This window comes from Cryobacterium sp. SO2, assembly GCF_026151165.2.
GTDB lineage: Bacteria > Actinomycetota > Actinomycetes > Actinomycetales > Microbacteriaceae > Cryobacterium.
This window is the reverse complement of the sequence record NZ_CP117849.1, coordinates 706,477-726,789: the sequence shown is the minus strand read 5'-3', so window position 1 is coordinate 726,789 and position 20,313 is coordinate 706,477. Positions and strand designations below refer to the sequence as shown.

At 69.5% G+C, this 20,313-nt stretch carries 12 protein-coding genes; 5 read left to right on the top strand and 7 right to left on the bottom strand.

The window, feature by feature from the left end; translation table 11 throughout:
• Nucleotides 1-172 precede the first annotated feature (172 nt).
• Together BJQ94_RS03290 and BJQ94_RS03285 are read right to left on the bottom strand one after the other, a co-directional pair.
• Entirely contained in the window at nucleotides 173-3,355 is a 3,183-nt protein-coding gene (locus tag BJQ94_RS03290) for a glycoside hydrolase family 38 C-terminal domain-containing protein (protein ID WP_265399388.1), read from the bottom strand.
• Nucleotides 3,356-3,441: 86 nt separating this feature from the next.
• A complete protein-coding gene (locus BJQ94_RS03285) occupies nucleotides 3,442-5,328 on the bottom strand; it encodes a phosphoenolpyruvate carboxykinase (GTP) (protein WP_265399389.1) in 1,887 nt (628 codons plus the stop codon).
• Nucleotides 5,329-5,475: 147 nt separating this feature from the next.
• On the opposite strand from BJQ94_RS03285, the gene BJQ94_RS03280 reads away from it, so the two are divergent.
• A complete protein-coding gene (locus BJQ94_RS03280; protein WP_265399390.1) occupies nucleotides 5,476-6,918 on the top strand; it encodes an XRE family transcriptional regulator in 1,443 nt (480 codons plus the stop codon).
• Between the two features lie 128 nt (nucleotides 6,919-7,046).
• Here BJQ94_RS03280 and BJQ94_RS03275 read toward each other — a convergent pair whose 3' ends face one another.
• The 3 genes from BJQ94_RS03275 to BJQ94_RS03265 form a co-directional block, all read right to left on the bottom strand.
• Nucleotides 7,047-7,649, bottom strand: a complete 603-nt coding sequence (locus BJQ94_RS03275; RefSeq protein ID WP_265399391.1) for an NADPH-dependent FMN reductase — start codon at nucleotides 7,647-7,649, stop codon at nucleotides 7,047-7,049.
• A gap of 170 nt (nucleotides 7,650-7,819) precedes the next feature.
• Nucleotides 7,820-9,061 carry a family 1 glycosylhydrolase gene (locus BJQ94_RS03270; protein ID WP_265399392.1) on the bottom strand — a complete coding sequence of 414 codons (1,242 nt, stop codon included), beginning with the start codon at nucleotides 9,059-9,061 and terminating at the stop codon, nucleotides 7,820-7,822.
• An 83-nt stretch (nucleotides 9,062-9,144) separates the two neighbouring features.
• Complete coding sequence (locus BJQ94_RS03265) at nucleotides 9,145-10,371, bottom strand: MFS transporter (protein ID WP_275875553.1); 1,227 nt, start codon at nucleotides 10,369-10,371, stop codon at nucleotides 9,145-9,147.
• A 253-nt stretch (nucleotides 10,372-10,624) separates the two neighbouring features.
• On the opposite strand from BJQ94_RS03265, the gene BJQ94_RS03260 reads away from it, so the two are divergent.
• Nucleotides 10,625-11,212, top strand: a complete 588-nt coding sequence (locus BJQ94_RS03260) for a TetR/AcrR family transcriptional regulator (protein ID WP_265399393.1) — start codon at nucleotides 10,625-10,627, stop codon at nucleotides 11,210-11,212.
• A gap of 167 nt (nucleotides 11,213-11,379) precedes the next feature.
• Here BJQ94_RS03260 and BJQ94_RS03255 read toward each other — a convergent pair whose 3' ends face one another.
• Complete coding sequence (locus tag BJQ94_RS03255; protein ID WP_265399394.1) at nucleotides 11,380-13,578, bottom strand: MMPL family transporter; 2,199 nt, start codon at nucleotides 13,576-13,578, stop codon at nucleotides 11,380-11,382.
• Nucleotides 13,579-13,903: 325 nt separating this feature from the next.
• Between BJQ94_RS03255 and BJQ94_RS03250 the strand changes: the two genes are divergently transcribed.
• From BJQ94_RS03250 to BJQ94_RS03240, 3 genes are all read left to right on the top strand, one after another.
• Nucleotides 13,904-14,419, top strand: coding sequence for a GNAT family N-acetyltransferase (locus BJQ94_RS03250; protein WP_265399395.1), 516 nt, complete (start codon nucleotides 13,904-13,906; stop codon nucleotides 14,417-14,419).
• 11 nt (nucleotides 14,420-14,430) lie between these two features.
• Nucleotides 14,431-15,258, top strand: coding sequence for an aldo/keto reductase (locus tag BJQ94_RS03245; protein ID WP_265399396.1), 828 nt, complete (start codon nucleotides 14,431-14,433; stop codon nucleotides 15,256-15,258).
• 211 nt (nucleotides 15,259-15,469) lie between these two features.
• A complete protein-coding gene (locus BJQ94_RS03240) occupies nucleotides 15,470-18,337 on the top strand; it encodes an alpha-L-rhamnosidase (protein WP_265399397.1) in 2,868 nt (955 codons plus the stop codon).
• A 314-nt stretch (nucleotides 18,338-18,651) separates the two neighbouring features.
• On the opposite strand, the gene BJQ94_RS03235 is transcribed toward BJQ94_RS03240, so the two are convergent.
• Nucleotides 18,652-20,310 carry a glycoside hydrolase family 43 protein gene (locus BJQ94_RS03235; RefSeq protein WP_265399398.1) on the bottom strand — a complete coding sequence of 553 codons (1,659 nt, stop codon included), beginning with the start codon at nucleotides 20,308-20,310 and terminating at the stop codon, nucleotides 18,652-18,654.
• Nucleotides 20,311-20,313: the final 3 nt, after the last annotated feature.

The window sequence follows — 20,313 nt, the reverse complement described above, 5'->3', positions numbered from 1 at the left end:
CGAGACACCCGCACATCTCGCGAAAGCGGTCGTGTTGCTGCCTGGGCACTCGCGAAGCAACCACTTTGCCGCTTTCGCGAGTTGTTCATCTCGCGAAAGCGGACTTGTGGCTGCTTGGTGCCCGCGTGGCAACCGTTTGACCGCTTTCGCGAGTACCTCTCCCCACCGCGAACTAGGGGCGGCGAAAGCGCAGCGTGACGATCTCGAAAGGACGCAGCGTGAGGACGAGTTCCCGCGACGCCTCGGTCGGGCCCGGCACCGCGGACTCCTCCGCCGGAGGCCGCCCGGCGGCGAGGTCGGCGCGGGGTGCGGCCAGCGGGCGTTCGAGCAGGTCGGTCTCGACCACATCCGTGGCCTCGAAGTGCCGGATGAGCCGCGCCGTCGACCGGTTGCCGTGCGCCTCGTAGAGCCGCACGATGAGGTCGCCGCTGTGGTCCTCGGCCAGCTTGATCGCCTCCACCACCACGGCCGGATTGTCGACGCGCAGCAGGGGTTCGATGCTCGAGGCGGCCACCCCGGTGACGGTGCGCACCGGCAGGTTGAGCCGGTAGCCCTCGGCCACGGCGTCGGCGATGCCGGCGCCAGGGCGCACCGACACCCGCAGTTCGTGCCGGCCCTGGTCGGCGCCGGGGTCGGGGTAGAGCGGGGCGCGCAGCAGGCTGAGCCGCACGGTGGTGCCGGTGCGGTCGGCGCCGGCCACGACCGAAGGTGCGCCGGAAGGGTCGACCGGCAGGGTGCGGTCGATGGCGTGCCCGTAGGTGGAGTCGTTCGCCACCGCCACCCCATAGCCGGGCTCGCCCACGTGCACCCAGCGGTGCGCGACGGTCTCGAACCGGGCCGCATCCCAGGTGGTGTTCGCATGCGTGGGGCGGAATACATGCCCGAACTGGATCTCGGACGCCGCCCGCTCGGCGAGCACGTCGAGCGGGAACACCAGCCGCAGCAGCTTCTGCCGTTCGTGCCAGTCGATCACCAAGCGCAGGTCGAGGGTGGGCGATCCGGCCCGCAGAATGAGGTGCTGCTCCACCCGGGAGCGCCCAAATGTGCGCACCACCCGCACGCCCACGAGTTCGTCGCTCTGCACGCTCACCTCCACGGTGTCGGCGGCGGTGAGGTTCGTCACCGTGCGCCGGTGTGACGCGTCGATGTCCCAGGCATCCCAGCGGGTGGGGGTGTCGCGGTGCAGTTGCAGCAGGTTGCCCCGGCTGCCGGCAGGGATGAGCTCGCGGCCGGCGAGCACGTCCCGCAGCGAGGAGATGAGCCCGTCGGCGTCGATGGTGACCGCGAGGCGGTCGTTGCGCAGCACGATGCCGGCCGCGGTGCGTTCGATCAGGGCGGCGGCATAGCCAGGCTGGGCGAGGGCACCGTCGGCGTCCGCACCCAGCGCGGGCACGCCATCCGCCGCATACGGGCCGGCGTTCAGCCGCAGCCGGCGCACGCCCACGCCCGCGATGGCGCGCACCGCCTCGTCGATGACGCCGGTTAGGGCGTGTGCGGTGTGGGCGTGCCGGCGCTCGGCCTCCTGGTGCACCCAGGCGATCGAGGTACCCGGCAGGATGTCGTGGAACTGCAGCAGCAGCACACTCTGCCAGGCCCGCTCCAGCACGTCGTACGGATAGGGCGCCCCGGTGCGCACGGCGGCCGTCGCGGCCCACAGCTCGGCCTCGCGCAGCAGGTGTTCGCTGCGCCGGTTGCCGCGTTTGGTGCGGGCCTGCGAGGTGTACGTGCCCCGGTGGAACTCGAGGTACAGCTCGCCCGACCACACCGGCGGCGACGGATGCTCCGCCTCGGCCGCCTGGAAGAACCGCTGCGGGGTGGACAGTTCCACGGTGGGCGAGCCCTCAAGGTCGCGGCTGCGGCGGGCGGCCGCGAGCATCTCCCGGGTGGGGCCTCCCCCGCCGTCGCCCCAGCCGAACGGCACGAGCGACACCGTGGCGTGCGCCTTCTCGGCGAACAGGCGTTCGGCGCGGGCAAGTTCGGCGGCGGTCAGTTCGGCGTTGTAATCGGCGACGGGCGGGAAGTGGGTGAAGATGCGGCTGCCGTCGATGCCCTCCCAGAGGAAGGTGTGGTGCGGGAACACGTTGGTGTCGCTCCAGGAGAGCTTCTGGGTGAGGAACCAGCGCATCCCGGCCAGCCGGGCGATCTGCGGGAACGCCGCCGAGTAGCCGAACGAGTCGGGCAGCCACACCTCGCCCGGTTCGAGGCCGAACTCCGCCCGGAAGAACCGCTGGCCGGCGACGAACTGCCGCACCAGGGCCTCACCGCCGGGCAGGTTGGTGTCGGATTCCACCCACATGCCGCCCACCGGCACGATAATGCCCGCCGCGACGGCCGCGCGCACCCGCTCGAAGAGTCGCGGGTCGTGCTCCTTGACCCAGGCGAACTGCTGCGCCGACGACATGGCGAAGTGGAAATCGGGGTTCTCCTCCCCCAGGGCGAGCACGTTCGCCAGGGTGCGGGCCACCTTCCGCGGGGTCTCCCGCAGCGGCCAGAGCCAGGCGCTGTCGATGTGGGCGTGCCCGACGGCGTGCACATGGTGGGCGCTGGTCGACGCCGGATGGTCCAGCAGCGGCGCCAGCTCCGCTCGGGCCGCGGCCGCGGTGTCGGCCACATCGTCGGGGTCGAGCCGGTCCAGGCAGCGTTCCAGGCCGGCGCGCAGCTGCGCCCGGCGGGTGGATGCGGCGGGAAGCTCGCCCTGCAGCCCGTCGAGGGCCCGGATGTCCTGCACGAGGTTCCACACCGTCAGGTCCCGCAGCGTCACATCCACCCGGCCCAGGGTGTAGAGCGGGCCGGGGCCGAGGGTGGCCGGGTCGCCGAGGGCGGTGGGGGCGAAGCCGAAGTCGTGCACGAGGTCGGGGTTCGACGCGGCCTCCACATAGAGGTCGATCAGGCCGCCGGGGCTGGTGGCCACCGCGGCCGGGGAGGTGCCATCGTCGGCCGGGGTCCCGGCCCGCACCGGCACCCAGCGGTTGCGGGACTGCAGCCCCTTGATCACCATGCCGTCAGCGGCATACACGAGTCCCTCCGCCTGGAAGCCCGGGATCGCGGCGGTGAAGCCGAGATCGATGACCACCTCAGGCTCGGTGCCGGGCACGCCGGTCCACTCCGCGGGCACATCGCCGGTGATGTGCAACCAGGTGGTGCCCCACGGGGCTCCCCAGCCGGCGCCGGGGCCGCTCGGGGAGAAGGTCTGGCGCACGGCCTCGTCGAAGGGGACGGGCGGGTCGGTCACCGCCGCATCCGCCGACCACCCGGCGACCTCGAGCGGATGCCGGGCCCGGTACACGGCGGGCAGCAGCCGCTCCCGCAGCACCCGCTCGAGTCGCTCGTCGTGCAGTCGTTCGTTGTGATGCATGATCGCCTCCGCTTCGCGGGCACCTTAGCCCGATCCGCGGGCGGGGGTGACGGATCGACGGGGTGCGGGGCGCGGCGCGGCGCGGGCTACGGGGCGAGGTGGTAGCGCAGGCTGGCGAGCTCGGACTGCAGGGCGGGCGGCACCCGGCCGCCGAACCGGCCGAAGAACGCCTCGGTGAGATCGCACTCGGCCAGCCAGGAGGCCGGATCGATGCGGAACAGCTGGTCGAGGGCCTCCTCGCTTACGTCGAGGCCGTCCACGTTGAGGTCGCCGGCCACCGGCATCCGCCCGATCGGGGTGTCGACGGCGTCGGCTGAGCCTTCGACCCGGCGGATGATCCACTCGAGCACCCGGGAGTTCTCACCGAAACCGGGCCAGAGGAAGCTGCCGTCCTCGCCCTTGCGGAACCAGTTGACCTGGAAGATCGCGGGCGCCTTACTGCCCAGGCCCCGGCCGACGCGCAGCCAGTGCGCCCAGTAATCGGCCATGTTGTAGCCGCAGAACGGCAGCATCGCGAACGGGTCGCGGCGCAGCTCCCCTACGGTGCCCTCGGCGGCGGCGGTCTTCTCCGAGGAGATGGTGGCGCCCATGAAGACGCCGTGCTTCCAGCTGCGAGCCTCGGCGACCAGCGGCACGTTGGTGGCGCGGCGGCCGCCGAACATGATCGCGTCGATCGGCACTCCCCCGATATCTTCCCAGCTGTCGGCGATCGACGGGCACTGCGCCGCCGGCACGGTGAATCGGGAGTTGGGGTGTGCGGCCGGGCGGCCGCTGTCCGGCGTCCAGGAGTTGCCCTCCCAGTCGGTGAGGTGCGCCGGCGGGGTGTCGGTGAGGCCCTCCCACCAGACGTCGCCGTCGTCGCGAAGGGCGACATTGGTGAAGATGGTGTTGCCCCACACCGTCTGCACGGCGGTGGGGTTGGTGGTCTCGCCGGTGCCGGGGGCGACGCCGAAGAACCCGGCCTCCGGGTTGATCGCCCAGAGCCGGCCGTCGTCGCCGGGGCGGAGCCAGGCGATGTCGTCGCCGATGGTCTCCACGCTCCAGCCGGGGATGGTGGGCTGCAGCATCGACAGGTTGGTCTTGCCGCAGGCCGAGGGGAACGCGGCGGCCACGTGGTAGGTGCCGCCCTCGGGCGAGGTGACCTTGATGAGCAGCATGTGCTCGGCCAGCCAGCCCTCGTCGCGGGCCATCACCGAGGCGATCCGCAGCGCGAACGACTTCTTCGACAGCAACGCGTTGCCGCCGTAGCCGGAGCCGAACGACCAGACCTCACGGTCTTCGGGGAACTGCACGATGTACTTGGTGTCGTTGCTGGGCCAGGTGACGTCGGCCCGGCGGATGCCCGCGGAGTTCACCAGCGGGAAGCCCACGCTGTGCACCGTGCGCACCCACGGGGTGCCGGCCTCGATCAGGCGCAACACGGCGGCGCCCATCCGCGTCATGATGCCCATGTTGAGCACGACGTAGGGCGAGTCGGTGAGCTCAACGCCGAGCTGGGAGATGGGGCCGCCGAGCGGGCCCATCGAGAACGGCACGACGTACATGGTGCGGCCGCGCATGCTGCCGTCGAAAACGGCGCCGAGCTCGGCGCGCATCCGGCCGGGCTCTGCCCAGTTGTTGGTGGGGCCGGCGTCATCGCGGTGGGTGGAGCAGATGAAGGTGCGGTCCTCCACCCGCGCCACGTCATTCGGACTGGTGCGGGCGAGGAAGCTGTTCGGACGCCACTCCGGGTTGAGCCGGATGAGTTTGCCCTCGGCGACGAGCTGCTTCGACAGCACGTCGGCCTCCTGGGCGGTCCCGGTGCACCAGACGACGGCATCCGGCCGGGTGAGGCGGGCGATCTCGTCGACCCAGGCCTGCAGGGCGGGGTCGGTGGTGCCGGTGGGCGCGCCGTACACGGGGGCGGCCGTGGTCTGGGTCGCGTGGGCGGCGTGGGTGCGGATGTCGCTGCGGGTGGGGTGCGTGACGGTCATTGTCTGGCCTTCCTCAGGTGCGGACGGGGCGGGAAGTCGGGGGCAGGAGCGCTAATTTCGTCCTGTTCATTAACAATGCGACCGATTCCGGGTCCTGGACGGAAAAACAAGCGTTAAGAAACGTCGTTCTTTACGTATGCTTAAGGAATGCCAACGCCGGCCTCCGACCTCGTCACCCTGGGTCATCGCATCCGTCATTTTCGCGGCGAGCGCGCGCTCACCCTCGACCAGCTCGGCGAGCAGGTGGGCCTGGCGGCCAGCCAGCTCTCCCTGATCGAGAACGGCCGGCGCGAGCCCAAGCTCTCCACGCTGCAGCAGCTGGCGCAGGCGCTGGGCGTTCCGCTGGCGGAGCTGCTCAGCGGCGAGGCGCCGAACATCCGCGCGGCGCTGGAGATCGAGCTGGCCCGGGCGCAGAAGAACCCGCTCTACGGCGCGCTCGGCCTGCCTCAAGTGAAGGTGACCCGCGGCATGCCGCTGCCGGCGATCGAGTCGCTCGTCGGCCTGCACCGGGAGCTGGCCCGCCGCGCCAGCGAGGCCATCGCCACCCCGGAGGAGGCCCGCCGGGCCAATACCGAGCTACGCGAGCGGATGCGTGAGCGCGGCAACTACATGCCCGACATCGAGAAGCTCGCCGAAGAGCGCGTGCGGGCATCCGGGCACGTCTCCGGCGCGCTCACCCACCGCGAGGTGAGCGTGATGGCCGAGCAGCTGGGCTTCACCCTGCTCTACGTGAACGACCTGCCGAACTCCACCCGGTCGGTGACCGACCTGGCCAACCACCGCATCTACCTGCCGCCGGCGTCGATCCCCGGCGGGCACGGGCTGCGCTCGATGGCGCTGCAGGCGATGGGGCACCGGCTGCTCGGGCACGAGCGCCCCGCCAGCTACGCAGAGTTCCTCTGGCAGCGGTTGGAGATCAACTACTTCGCCGCCTGCTGCCTGATGCCTCTGGACGCGACCCGCAGCTTTCTGCAGACGGCCAAACGCGAGCGGGTGCTCTCGGTGGAGGACCTGCGCGACGCGTTCGGGGTCACCCACGAGGCCGCGGCGCTGCGGCTGACCAACCTGGCCACCGAACACCTGGACATGACCGTGCACTTCCTCCGGGTCTCCGGCGACGGCGCCCTGCAGAAGGGCTACGAGAACGACGGCCTGCCGCTGCCGGCCGATGTGACCGGCTCGATCGAGGGCCAACTGGTCTGCAAGCAGTGGAGCGCCCGCAGCGCCTTCACGCACACCAACCGCACCACCGAGTTCTACCAGTACACCGACACCCCGGCCGGCACGTTCTGGTGCGCCACCCAGACCGGCACCACCGCGGATGGCGAATTCTCGATCAGCGTCGGCGCCCCGTTCGCGCAAGCCAAGTGGTTCCGCGGCCGGGAGACCACGCAGCGGGCGGTGTCCCGCTGCCCCGACGAGTCCTGCTGCCGGCGCCCCTCGGGCGCGGTCGCCGCCCGCTGGGCCGGGCAGGCCTGGCCGAGCGCCCGGCTGCACGCGCACGTGCTCTCCCCGCTGCCCAGCGGCACCTTCCCCGGTGTCGACGACACCGAGGTCTACAACTTCCTCGAGTCCCACGCCGACCAGTAGCCCGCCCGTGGAGGCATAACTCCTGCAATTTTGCTCTCGACCGTGACTCTGCCCGGGTGATTGCGGGCTTCCGTGGGCGCGGTGGTGAATTCTGCAGGAGTTACGCACACCACCCGGGCGGGGTGTGACTACTTGCGGGAGCCCGGGTCGTCGTCGCCGATGTGCCCGGGCGCGTTCGCGGCGAGCACCCGCTGCACGAAGGCCGAATACTCCTCCATGTAGTGCCGCAGGAAGGTTCGGGTGCCCTCGTTGGTGACCTCGCCATCCGGGGTGAAGACGTCGGCGGAGAACTGGATGTACGCCTCGGGCGAGTTCAGCTGCGGCGCGTCGAGGAAGCTCAGCACGCTGCGCATCGAGGACTGCATCACGGCCGTGCCGATGCCGCCGGGTGAGGCGCCGATGATGCCGGTGGGCTTGCGGGCGAAGGAGTTGGTGCCCCAGGGCCGCGACCCCCAGTCGATGGCGTTCTTCAGCGCGCCGGGGATGGACCGGTTGTACTCCGGCGACACGAAGAGGATGCCGTCGGAAGCGTCGATCGCCGCCTTCAGTGCCCGGCCGGCCGCCGGGAAGTCCGCGTCGTAGTCCGAGTTGTACAGCGGGAGGTCCCGGATCGGGATCTCGGTGAACTCCAACTCCGCCGGGGCCAGCTTGATCAGGGCCGTCGACAGGGTGCGGTTGATGGAGGCGCTAGCGAGGCTCCCGATCAGGTAGCCGATCTTGTAAGTTGCCATGGTTCTGTTCCTTTCCGGTGGTCAACGAATCGAATCAGTACGACGGGTCCCACAGCACACGCGCACGGGGTCCGCCCGTTCCGGTGTAGCACCGGATGCCTGTGCTTGCCTGAGGAGAACCTCCACTCACGTGCCCTGGCCAGTTCCCGGCCGACGCGCGATCGTCTCCGCTAGGCCGCGCCGGCTCGGTGCCCGGCCACGGCGGCGGCGTAGACAGCTGCACTGGGCTTGGGTGTGCGCTCGAAGGTCTCCCGGTCCACGGAGAGCAGTCCGAGCTTGGGGCCGTAGCCGAAGATCCACTCGAAGTTGTCCATCAGCGTCCAGTGCGTGTAGCCAAGCACCGGCGTGCCGGCGGCGATCTCCTCGGCCAGCAGGTCGAGGGCGGCGGGAATGAACGCGGCTCGTTTCGTGTCGTCGTCTGTCTGCATGCCGTGTTCGGTGACGAACACCGGCACGCCGGAGACTTCGTGCGCATAGCGAACCGCACCAGCAAGCGACCCGGGCGCAATCACCGACCCCATGTCGTTTCGCGGCCCCTCCGGCAGAAACTCTCCGTCGGGTCCGTGCAGGGTGCGCTCGTAGTTCTGCACCCCGATGAAGTCGTCGTCCCGGGCTACCCGGAGCCAGTGGTCATAGACCGCGGCACGCCGGGCGTCACGGCTCTTCTCGCCACCGGCGACGGCCACTTCGTCGCTGATCGCAATCGACACCCCCACCGGCACATCGGCGCGGCGCGCCTTGACCGCTGCCTTCGCCGCGCGATGCGCGACCGTGAACGCCTCCTGAAACTCCTGCTGGGCGTCGGCAGGCAGCACGTTCGACGCGAAATAGCGCTCGGTTCCGGCCGCGCGGGCCGCAGCGGCCAGCATGTCGACCTTCAGCTGCTCGGCCTGCGGAGGCAGCTTGCCGCCGGCCTGCAGCAGCTGTTCGAGGTTGGGTTCGTTGAGCGTCACAATGGCAGCGATGCGATCGCCGAAACGCTCCATCACCCGGTCACTCTGTTCGGCGAAGAGCGTCGCCGCGTCATCCGCGAGCCAGGAGCCCGCTGCGGAGAACCAGCTCGGCGCGGCGAAATGATTCAGCGTGACGATGGGCGCGAGCCCACGCTGGAGGCATCCGTCGACCACCCGTTCGTAGTGGTCGAGAGCGTCGACCGACACCTGACCACGCACGGGCTCGATGCGCGCCCACTCCAACGAGAAGCGGAGGGCGTTCAAACCCAGGCCGGCGACGATGTCGAGATCGTCCGGCCACCGCTCATAGCCCCGGCAGCCGGGCCCGCTGCGCTCTTGAAAGAGCGAGGGCACCGTGTTCTCCAGAAACCAGATGTCGCTGTGGATGTTGTCACCCTCGTTCTGGTGCCCGGCCTGCGCCACGCCCCAGAGGAAGTCTGCGGGGAACTGAGATGTCATTCGGGAAACTTTCTTTCTTTCGTTGGACTAGGTCCGTTGGATGTGCCGGGCGTGGGCCGCCAGGTGGGCGGCCCACAGCCTCCCTACCGTGCGCCGCGCACGAAGAGGATCGAGAGGCCGCCGACGATCGCGGCGACCGCGCCGGTGATGAAGAGGGCCGCGAAGTTCTGCCCGCCTGAGGTACCCACGCCGATTGCCAGCAGGAATGGGGCCGCTGCCGAGACGAAGGACACCGGCAGGTTGTCGGCGATCTTGAAGATCGCGAGGTCTTTCGCCGGGTTGTCCGGGTCGGGGACCACGCTCGTGGCCAGCGCCAGCTCCACGGCGAAGTAGACGCCCTGGCCGAGGGCCACCACACCGGCGGCGGCCAGGTACCAGCCGAAACTCGGTGCCATCGAAGCCAGGACGAGGCCGACGCCGAGGATGACCGCGGCCGCGACAATGAACGGTTTACGCACGTTGAGGCGATCGCTGAGCCGGCCGATGGCGGGGGCGACAGCGAGGGAGATTCCGGTGTTCACCACGACGGTGAGCAGGATCGCGCCGCCCAGCTCGGCCGGCGCCAGGCCGACGCTCTGCAGCAGGTAGATCGCCTGGAAGCCGTTGAGTGCGGCAACGCCGGAGAACACGAGCATCCGGCTGGTGAAGACCCAGGCGAAGCTGGGGAACTTGAGCGGGTTGACCCAGAAGACACTGAGCAGTTCACCGAGACTGCGGCGGTCGCGACGCTGTTCGAACTGGGGATCACGCAGCACGACGGCGAGCAAGAGAACCGCGATCACGGCAATGGCGGTGGGGATCCCGATCAGCGGCACCAGGTCCGCACCGAAGGGCAGGGCGATCACCGTGCCCAACAGGGCTCCCATCGGCGTGCCGAGACTCACGAAGGCCGAGGCCGGCCCGCGCTTGTTGGCGGGGATCTGATCGGCGAGAAGAGCCGTCGCTGTCACGACAGTGGCGATGAACCCGAGGTTGATCACGGCGTGCGCGAGAACGAAAAGTGGCACCGTAGTCGCCGTCACGAGCAGGAATCCGCCGACAATGAAGAAGACGGCGGCGGCAACCAGGAACGGGCGGCGGCGACCGAATCGAGACCGTGAGCGGTCGCTCATCGAACCTAAGACCGGCAGCGCGACGAGCGTGATCAGCCCGACGATGCCGCTCGAGATCGCGAGTATCGTCGCGGCTCCGTCGGCGTTGAGCTCGGTGGCCTTCAGGGTGAGGGTCAGCAGCACGGCCGACATCTGCGCCGCACCGGCACCGATCGTCGCGAACACCAAGAAGAAGACAAATCCGCGACTCTGATGCATTTGCGCTCGCAGTAACGCTGTCGGGGTCAGCTCGTTCAGGGTCGAGGCCGAAACGGCCACGCTCGATGTGCTGGATACCCGGGGATTCGCGGATGGGGATGGGAGGGTCATAGGGGCTTCCTTGCCTAATGGTCCGCTCTGATGCGGCTGCTCTACGTTGAACTGCTGTCTTCGATTTGCGACGACGAGGAGAAGCTAACACAAAAATGTTATGGGTGTCATATTTTCACAAGAAGCTGATAACCTGACGACCATGGCCGGTCCCCGAGGTGAGTACAGCAAGAGCGTCGAACGGCGTGCTGAGATCCTCGAGGCAGCTTTCACCACCTTCGCCAAGAGCGGCTATTCGGCCACCTCCGTCAACGAGATCGCCCGATCCGTGGGCATGACGCAGACCGGTGTCGTGCATCACTTCGCCGGCAAACTGGCCCTGCTGCAGGCCGTCCTCGAGCAGCGCGACACCCGGGCTGAGCTCTTGCTCGACGGGCGCAGCGGCCGGGATTTTCTCGCGAGCCTCGTCGAAATCTCACGCGCCCAGGCAGGGCTGCGCGGCGTGGTGCAGCTCTACACGATCCTGTCCGCCGAGGCGACCGACCCCGATCATCCGGCGCACGACTACTTCGTCGACCGTTTCGAGCGCATCGCCGCCGCCGTCACCCTGGCCTTCGAGGAGGTGGGCGCAGTCAACGGGCTGCGAGACGGAGTCGACCCGCGCAACGCAGCCCTCCTCACCCTCGCCACGACCGAGGGTCTCGAACTCCTCTGGCTCAATGGTCTCGAGGTCGATATGGCTGAGGACATCCGCCGCCTGATCAACAGCCTGCTCATCGAGCCGATCTAGCCTGCACCCGATCCAGATGGATGCCCTCTCCCCGGGGCTGCACAAGGCACGGACTGGAGCTAGGGCCCTTTTCTGCCCGTGTCCTGATAAACGCCTGTCATCGGAGACGATGATTACAGCCACAAGAGGGCCGTCGCCTCCCGGCGACGGCCCCTGTTCGGCAGCACCTAGACGCCGACGAGCGTCGGCTTCTCCTCGGCAGCCGGGGCGGCATCGAGCGCGTGGCCCTCGGTGTCAATGTTCGGGATGATGCGGTCCAGCCACTTCGGCAGCCACCAGGCCGATTCGCCGAGCAGGCTGAGCATCGCCGGCATGAGCACCAGGCGCACGATGAAGGCATCCGCCATCACACCGACCATGAGACCGAACGCGATGGATGCGCCGATTGCGAAGGTGCCGGTGGCGAAGCCGCCGAAGACGACGGTCATGATGGTCGCGGCAGCCACGAGCACCGGGCCCGAACGCGCAAAGCCTTCGCGGATGGCCTGCTTGGGCGGCATCCCCTTGTCGTGCATCTCCTTGATGCGGGAGACCAGGAACACCTGGTAGTCCATGGCGAGGCCGAACAGCACCCCGACCAGCAGCAGCGGCAGCAGGCTGAGCATCGGGTCGCCCTGCGGGGCCGCGATGAAGGGATCCAGCCAGCCCCACTGGAAGACGGCGGTGCTCGCACCGAACGACGCGCCGACGGACAGCAGGTAGCCCAGTGTGGCGATGAGGGGAATGAGGAGCGAGCGGAACATCACGATCAGCAGCAGCATCGAGATCACGACGATGACGATGATGTACTTGATCAGGGCGCTCATCAGCGCTGCGTCCTGGTCGATGCCGATCGCCGTCTCGCCGGTCACTTCGAGGTGTACCCCGGTCACGGCATCTGCGTCATCCCGGATGCTGTGCACCAGATCCTTGGTCTGCTCGTCGATGGGGCTTTCCGCGGGGATGATGATGATCCGGGCCATGGTTCCGTCGACGGAGATTTCGGCCGGCACCACCGTCTGCGCTCCGTCGAGCGCGGCCAGGTCGGCCTCGAGACCGGCGGTCTTCGTGGCGATGTCGTCGCCCTCGGCGAGAACGATGAGCGGGCTCTGGATGCCGCCGAACTCGTCGACGATGAGGGTGTACGCCGTGCGCTCGGTCGAGCTGGGGTCCGAGCCGCCGGGCACGTTGAACGCGGTCTTCATGCTGAAGAACGGCAGCGCGACGACGACGAGGATGACCACGCCGGCGATGACCGAGATGATCGGCCGGTTCACGACGAAGCTTCCCCAGCCGCGCATGATCCCGTGCTTCTGCACGGCGCCTTCCTGCCAGAGGACTCCGTTGGCGAGGTCCTGGCGTTGCTTCTTCGACAGCGCCTTGGTGCCCATGGTGCGCAGGATCGCCGGCAGCAGGGTGAGCGCCAGCAGGACGGACACGGCGACCGCGGCGGCGGCGGCGAAACCCATCTCGGTGATGAAGCTGAGGTTCGCCACCAGCAGGGCCACCAGGGCCACGATCACGGTGAGTCCGGCGAACACGACGGCCGTGCCTGCGGTGCCGCTCGCGCGGGCGACGGCATCCTCAACGCTCTTTCCGCCACGAAGTTCGATGCGGAAGCGGGACAGGATGAACAGGGTGTAGTCGATGCCCACCGCCAGGCCGAGCATGGCCGCCAGAATGATGGCATTCTCACCGATGGGGAAGAACAGCCCATAGGCGATGACACCCACCATGCTCACGCCGACCCCGAACACCGCGATCAGCAGGTTGACACCGGCCGCCAGCATGGAACCGAAGGTGAGGATCAGCACGAGGAAGGCGATAATCACGCCGACGCCCTCGCCGATACCGGGTGCCGGAGCGCCCAGCGGAACGAGGTTGCCGCCCAATTCGACGCCCAGATCGCTCGCGGAGTCGGCCTGCAGCTGCAGGGCCGCGTCATAGAAGGTGACCTGGTCCTCGTCGGACAGGTCTCCGTAGGCCAGAGTCGCCACGGCGATGCTCTGGTCCGCCGAGATGTAGGGCTGGGCCGGATCGAACGGGTCGCTCACCGATTCGACACCGGGCAGGTCGGCGGCGTCGCTGAGAACGCCGGCGATCTCGGCGGCGGCGGCGGGATCGGACACTGTGCCGGCACTGGGCTGGAAGACCAGCTGGAGAGTGCTGCCCGTGGCTTCGGCGGCGGGAAACTCGTCGTTCATCCGCTCGAGCGCCTGCGACGCGGGCGAGTCAGGGATGGAGGTGGTCGCCTCGTCGGTCGAACCGTTGTTGCTGCCGACCACCAGCGCTCCGATGAGGGTGGCGAAGATCAAGAGCCAGGCCCCGATCACGACCAATCGGTGCCGGGCGCTAAACCGGCCGATCTGTGCAAGAAACCTGGACATTACTACTCCTCAGATGTGCGGGAAACTGTAATTCCGAGTGTGACGTCGGCGACAGAGGGCCGAATCGTTCAGAGGGATCAGCTGTTCTACTGCGTTTGACGTAGACCGCGGGGTGCGCCGTCGCCGCCATGCGCATCCACGTCGCCGCACTGCAGGCCATCGCCGCCGGGTTGCCGCCGGCGCCGTGACCTTGGCCGCTCGCGGCACGCGTTCGTCCCGGCGGCACTCGTTGCAACACGCGCCGCCGGGATAAACCCGGGCCGCGACTGCCCTCGGCGTCGGGGCGAGTGTGCGCCGTCGCCGCCCGGCCGGTAAATTGATCGCCATGATTCTCATCGAACGCGACGACCCCATGCGGGAGGATGTGCGACTCCTCCTGGACGAGCACCTGGCCGACATGTTCGCCACCTCACCGGCCGAGAGCGTGCACGCGCTGGACCATTCGGCGTTGTCCGCGCCGGAGATCAGCTTTTGGACGGCCCGCGAGGACGGCGCGCTGCTGGGTTGTGGCGCGCTGAAACTGCTGACCGGCGAGCAGGGTGAGATCAAGTCGATGCGCACCACGCCCGCCGCGCGGGGCCGTGGCGTCGCCACGCTTCTCCTCACCCAGGTCATGGATGAGGCCCGCGAGCGCCGGCTGGAGCAGCTGTTCCTCGAAACCGGCAGCGAGGAGTTCTTCACGCCGGCCCGCCGGCTCTACGCCCGGCACGGTTTCACCGACTGCCCGCCGTTCGCCGACTACACCCTCGACCCGCACAGCGTCTTCATGACGCTCGCCCTCAACGACGGGACCGCATCGTCGCCGGATAACATGACTGGATTGCTTCGCGGACCAGCCTAGGAAGGCACACCATGTCTGTACCCGAATTGGCCCTCAACAACGGCCACAGCATTCCCCAGTTGGGCATGGGCACCTGGCCGCTCACCGACGCCGCGGTGGCCCCGGTGATCGTGACCGCGGTGGAGCTGGGCTATCGGCACATCGACACGGCCGTGAAGTACGGCAACGAAACCGGGGTGGGGCAGGGCGTGCGGGACTGCGGACTGCCGCGTGAGGAACTCTTCGTCACGACCAAGCTCGACGGCGTCTACCAGGGTGACGACAGGGCGATCGCGGGGCTGGATGCCTCGCTCGGCCGGCTCGGCCTGGATTATGTAGACCTGCTCCTCATCCACTGGCCGGTGCCCGCGCGCGATCTCTACGTGTCTACCTGGCGCACCTTCGAGAAGCTGCTCGCCGCCGGCAAGGCCCGGTCGATCGGCGTCTCGAACTTCACGCCGGCGCACCTGGACAGGTTGCGCGCCGAGACCGACATCGTGCCGGCCGTGAACCAGATCCAGATCAGCCCATACATCCCTCGCGCCGAGCAGCGCGCCTACGACTCGGCGCACGGCATCGTCACCACCTCGTGGAGCCCGCTCGGCCAGGGCAACACCCTGCTCGCCGAGCCGCTGATCAGCGGGCTGGCCGCAAAGCACGGCAAGACCCCCGGCCAGGTCGTGCTGCGCTGGCACCTGGAGCTGGGCCTGGTGGCGATCCCGAAGTCGGCGAGTGCCACCCGGCTGCAAGAGAACCTGGACATCTTCGACTTCAGCCTCGACGCCGACGACCTCGCAGCGATCGCGACCCTCGACCAGGGCCCCGGTGTGGGCGTGGACTCGGACGTCGACGGGCACTGAGCGTCGTAGGGCCTCGTGGCGCAGGATATGTCTGGTGGCGCAGGGTAGAACCTGCGCCACCATGAACAGGGTGCGCCACGAGAATAGGTTCCGGCACTAGAAAACAAATACCGAATGACTATATGGTTTTAGGGTGTTCGGGCGCCGCATCCGGTGCCCGTTGTTCCCGCGTCTGCTCTGCCCCTGCGCCACCGTCTCAATGGAGAGATTCATGCCTCAGCCCGCCGCGTTTCCCGTCACCGTCACCGCGTTCTGGGCGGAGGGCCGTGGCCGGCCCGACTTCCTCGCGACGGGCTCGCCCACCCTGTCCTGGCAGATCGAGACGGATGCGCCGGGCTGGCTGCAACACTCCTACGAGCTGGAAACCCGGCTCGGGTCGACCATCCGCGGCGAGCGCCGGCAAACCGTGCACTCCCAGCACCAGCCCTGGCCGGCCGAGCCGCTCGGCCCCTACACGTCGACCGCGGTGCGGGTGCGGGTGACCGGAACCGACGGGTCGGTCTCGGAGTTCAGCCCGTGGCTGGAGCTGCGCACCGGACCGCTCTCCCCCGCCGACTGGACCGCGCCCTTCATCGCGGCCACATCGGAAACCACCGATCCAGAGGACCGCGGCAGCACCCGGTTCCGCACCCTCGTCGAGACCGGCCCCGGCCTGGTCTCCGCCGTGCTCTCGGCCACCGCGCACGGCATCTACCAGGCGGTGATCAACGGCCAGGTCGTCGGCGACGAGGTGCTCACCCCCGGCTGGACCAGCTACGACGACAGGCTCACCTTCCAGTCCTACGACGTGACCGGGCTGCTCACGGAGGGCGCGAACGTGCTCGGCGCCACCGTGGCCGACGGCTGGTATCGCGAACGGTTCGGCTTCGACGGCAACTTCCAGCAGGGCTACCCCGGGCCCCGGGCGCTGTCGCTGCAGCTGCGGCTGGAGTACGCCGACGGCCGGGTCGAGACGGTTCTCACCGATGACACCTGGACCGCCAGCGACACCGGCCCGGTCACCCGCGCGGGCATCTACCCCGGCGAGAGCTTCGACGCCCGGCTGGACGATGCCGCGCTGGTGGACCCGGGGACGGCGCTGCCGCATCCGCTGCCCGTCACCGTGCTCGGTACGGACATCGCGAACCCGGTCCGGCTCACCCCGTCGTTCGCTCCGCCGGTGCGCCGGATCGAACACCTGGCCGTGCAGCAGATCAGCACCAGCCCGAGCGGGGCGACCCTGCTCGACTTCGGCCAGAACCTGGTCGGCTGGCTCGAGCTCACCGTGGATGCACCCGCCGGGCACACCGTGACCCTGCGGCACGCGGAGGTGCTCGAGAACGGCGAGCTCGGCGTGCGGCCGCTGCGGTTCGCCGAGGCCACCGACCACTTCACCGGCGACGGCGATGGCCCGCGCGTCTGGAGCCCCGCCTTCACCTTCCACGGCTTCCGCTACGCGGAGGTTACCGACTGGCCCGGCGACCTGCGGCCGGAGCACATCCGCGCGGTGGTCGTGCACAACGACATGGTGCGCACCGGGCACCTGCAGACCAGCAACCCGCTGCTCAACCAGCTGCACCAGAACGTGGTCTGGGGCATGCGCGGCAACTTCCTCAGCCTGCCCACCGACTGCCCGCAACGCGACGAACGGCTCGGCTGGACCGGCGATATCCAGGTGTTCACGCCCACCGCGAGCTACCTCTATGACGTGGCCGGATTCCTCGGCTCCTGGCTGCGCGACGTGGACGCCGACCAGCGCCGGGCCGGCGGGGTGGTGCCGTTCGTGGTGCCCAACCCGCTGCCGATGACGCCGATGGCCGCCGCCGCCTGGGGCGACGCCGCCACGCTGGTGCCGGATGCGCTCTTCGCGCGCTACGGCGACCGGGCCGCGCTGGCCAGCCAATACGAAAGCATGCGCGCCTGGGTCGATGTGGTCGACGGGCTGGCCGGCCCCGATCACCTGTGGAGCGGCGGGTTCCAGTTCGGCGACTGGCTCGACCCGAGCGCCCCGCCGGAGAACCCGGCCGCGGCCAAGACCGACCCCGACATCGTCGCCACGGCGTACTTCTTCCGCTCCACCAGCCGGCTCGCCGCCGCCGCGGAGGTGCTCGGCCACGACGCCGACGCGGCCCGGTACGCCGGGCTGGCCGAGGACATCCGCGCCGCATTCGTGGCCGAATACGTCACCCCGGCCGGGCGGATGCTCTCCGACGCCCACACCGCGTACGCCCTGGCGATCGGCTTCGGCCTGCTCACCGACCCGGCGCTGATCGAGAAGGCGGGCACCCGGCTGGCCGAGCTGGTGCGCTCGCACGGCTACCGCATCGGCACCGGCTTCGTGGGCACCCCGCTGATCTGCGACGCGCTGTGCCTGGGCGGCCAGAGCGACGTGGCGTACCGGCTGCTGCTCGAGGAGGGCTGCCCGTCGTGGTTGTACCCGGTGTCGATGGGCGCCACCACCATCTGGGAGCGCTGGGACAGCATGCTGCCGGACGGCAGCATCAACCCCGGCGAGATGACCTCGTTCAACCACTACGCCCTCGGCGCGGTCGCCGACTGGATGCACCGCGCCATCGGCGGCATCGCCACCGGCGAGCCCGGCTCGCGCGTGGTGTTGGTGGCGCCGGTGCTCGGCGGCGGACTCACCAGTGCGTCCGCCTCGCTCGACACCGGCTACGGCCCAGTCACCGTGGACTGGACCCTCACCGGCAGCACCTTCGCGCTGGCCGTGTCGGTGCCGCCGAACACCACCGCGGTGGTGCGGCTGCCGGGAGGGACCGAGACCGAGGAGGTGGGCTCCGGTGCGCACGAGTGGGTCACCGATGTGGCCGCGCTCGTGGCGACCGCCGCCCCGGCGCTGCTGAACATGCAGACCTCGCTGTCGGAGATCATCACCGACGCCGACGCGGCATCCGCCCTGCAGGGGTTGTTCGCCGAGCTGGGCTACTTCATCGGCCTGGGCTGGACCACCGGCGGCCGTTGGAAGAGCAACTCGCCGCTGGGCACGTCGCTGATCATGATGCCCCCGGCCGGTGTGGCCCGGGTGGAGTCCCTCCTGGAGCACCTCAACGCGCGAGCCGTGAGCATCCGCGAGCCGTGAGTTGGGCCCCAAAAAACGCGAGTTTTCGGGGCTCAGCTCACGGCTCGCGGGATGTGCGGGGCGGGCGAGAGACCCGTCGCCGGGGCCGGGGACGGGCCCCTAGGGGCCCGCACCCGACGCACCTGTTACCCGTGCGGACTTCTGCGTCCGGTACGCCGGGCGCAATTGTCCGCACGGGGAACAGTTAGGCGTGGGCGGATGCGGGCGCGAGCGCGTGGGGTCGGGCGTAAGCGGGTGCGATTACGCGCGCGAGCCGTGAGTTGGGCCCCGAAAAACTGGAGTTTTTGGGGCCCAACTCACGGCTCGCGGATCTGTTACTCCGTGCCGGCGTAGCGGAAGGCGGCGAAGGAGACCTCGCCGGTGACCGCGTACAGGCAGAGCACCCGGCCGGTGAACGAGGCCGCGGTCTCCTGGGAGAGGTAGCGGCCGTCCACCCGGGCGAGTTCCACCCGGTCGGCGCCGGCGCCAACGCTGAGCACCACGATGTCGCTGGTGAGGCCGGACAGCATCGACGACGCATCCGGCGGCACGGTGTCCAAACCCAGGGTCACGGCGCCGTCCACCAGGTGCTGCGGGGCCAGCGGCACCGTCCACTCCTGGCGGATGCCCGCGACGCAGGCCCGCGCCGTCACGACGCCGTTGCCCACCTCGATCTCGTAGTGGTGTTCCTCGTCGTAGCGCACGCCCAGGCCGCCGAGTCCGGTGCCGCTGCCGGCGACACCGCCAACCCGCACCGAGGTGCTCGACCACGGGTTGCGTTGCCGCACGCCCACGAGCACGGGCTGCTCGGCGTCGAGGGTGCTGCCCTCGCCGGTCAGCACGAGCCGGCCGGGGGCGGATGCGGCGTCCGCGACGGCCGAACCGCCCGGGGCATCCGCGCCGGCATCGCCAGGCCCGGCGGCGAGCGTCGACACCTCGGCCGGGTAGCGGCGCACGGCGAGCCACTCCGGCGCGAGCGTCTCGCCGGCGAAGTCATCCGCGAACACGGTCTCGCCCGGCCTCGGGTTCAGCAGCACCGGGTCGGCGGCCAGCCAACCGTTCTCCCAGCGGGCACTGGTGATGAAGGTCTCCCGGCCCAGCGCGGAGAACGCCTGGGTCATGCCGGTGGGCCGCATGCCGAGCATCACGATCGCCCAGCCGCCGTCGGGCGTCTCGACGAGGTCGCCGTGTCCGGTGTTCTGAATCGGTCGGTTGGTGCTGCGGGCGGAGAGGATCGGGTTGGCCGGGCCGCCCGCCGCCGCTCCCTCGGTGAACGGGCCGTTCGGTCGCGCGCCGCGGGCCACGCTGATGCCGTGGCCGCGTTCGGTGCCGCCCTCGGCGATCATCAGGTACCAGTACTCGCCGTGCTGGTAGAGGTGCGGCGCCTCGGGGAACTTCAGCCCGGTGCCCGACCACACCGAGACCGGCTGCGACAACGGCACGCCGGTCTCCAGGTCCACGGTGAACTGCAGGATGCCCTTGTGCCCGGTGGGCAGCTCGCCGCTGGTCACGTCCAGGCCGGAGTAGGTGATGTACGCGAGGCCGTTCTCGTCCCAGGCGAGGTCGGTGTCAATGCCGTGGATGCCCTGGATGAGGGTGCCGTCGCTCCACGGGCCGGCCGGGTCGGTGGCACTGAAGATGAGCATGCCGCGGCCCATCGCATCCGTCACCACCACGTAGAAGATGCCGTCGCGGTGCCGGATGGTGGGCGCCCAGGCGCCGCCGAGCGTGGGCACGTGCGCCGACGCCAGCTGGCCGGGACGCTCCACCACGTGGCCGATCTGGGTCCAGTCGACCAGGTCGGTGCTGTGGAAGATCGGGATGCCGGGCAGGTACTCGAAGGTGGAGTTGGCGAGGTAGTAGTCCCCGCCCACCTTGACCACGCTGGGGTCGGGGTAGAAGCCGGCGACGAGCGGGTTAGGCCAAGCGTTGTCGGCCGGTGCGGGCGGCGCGAAGTCGGTCTGGGCGGTGTCGTTCTGCACTGTGTCGGTCATGAT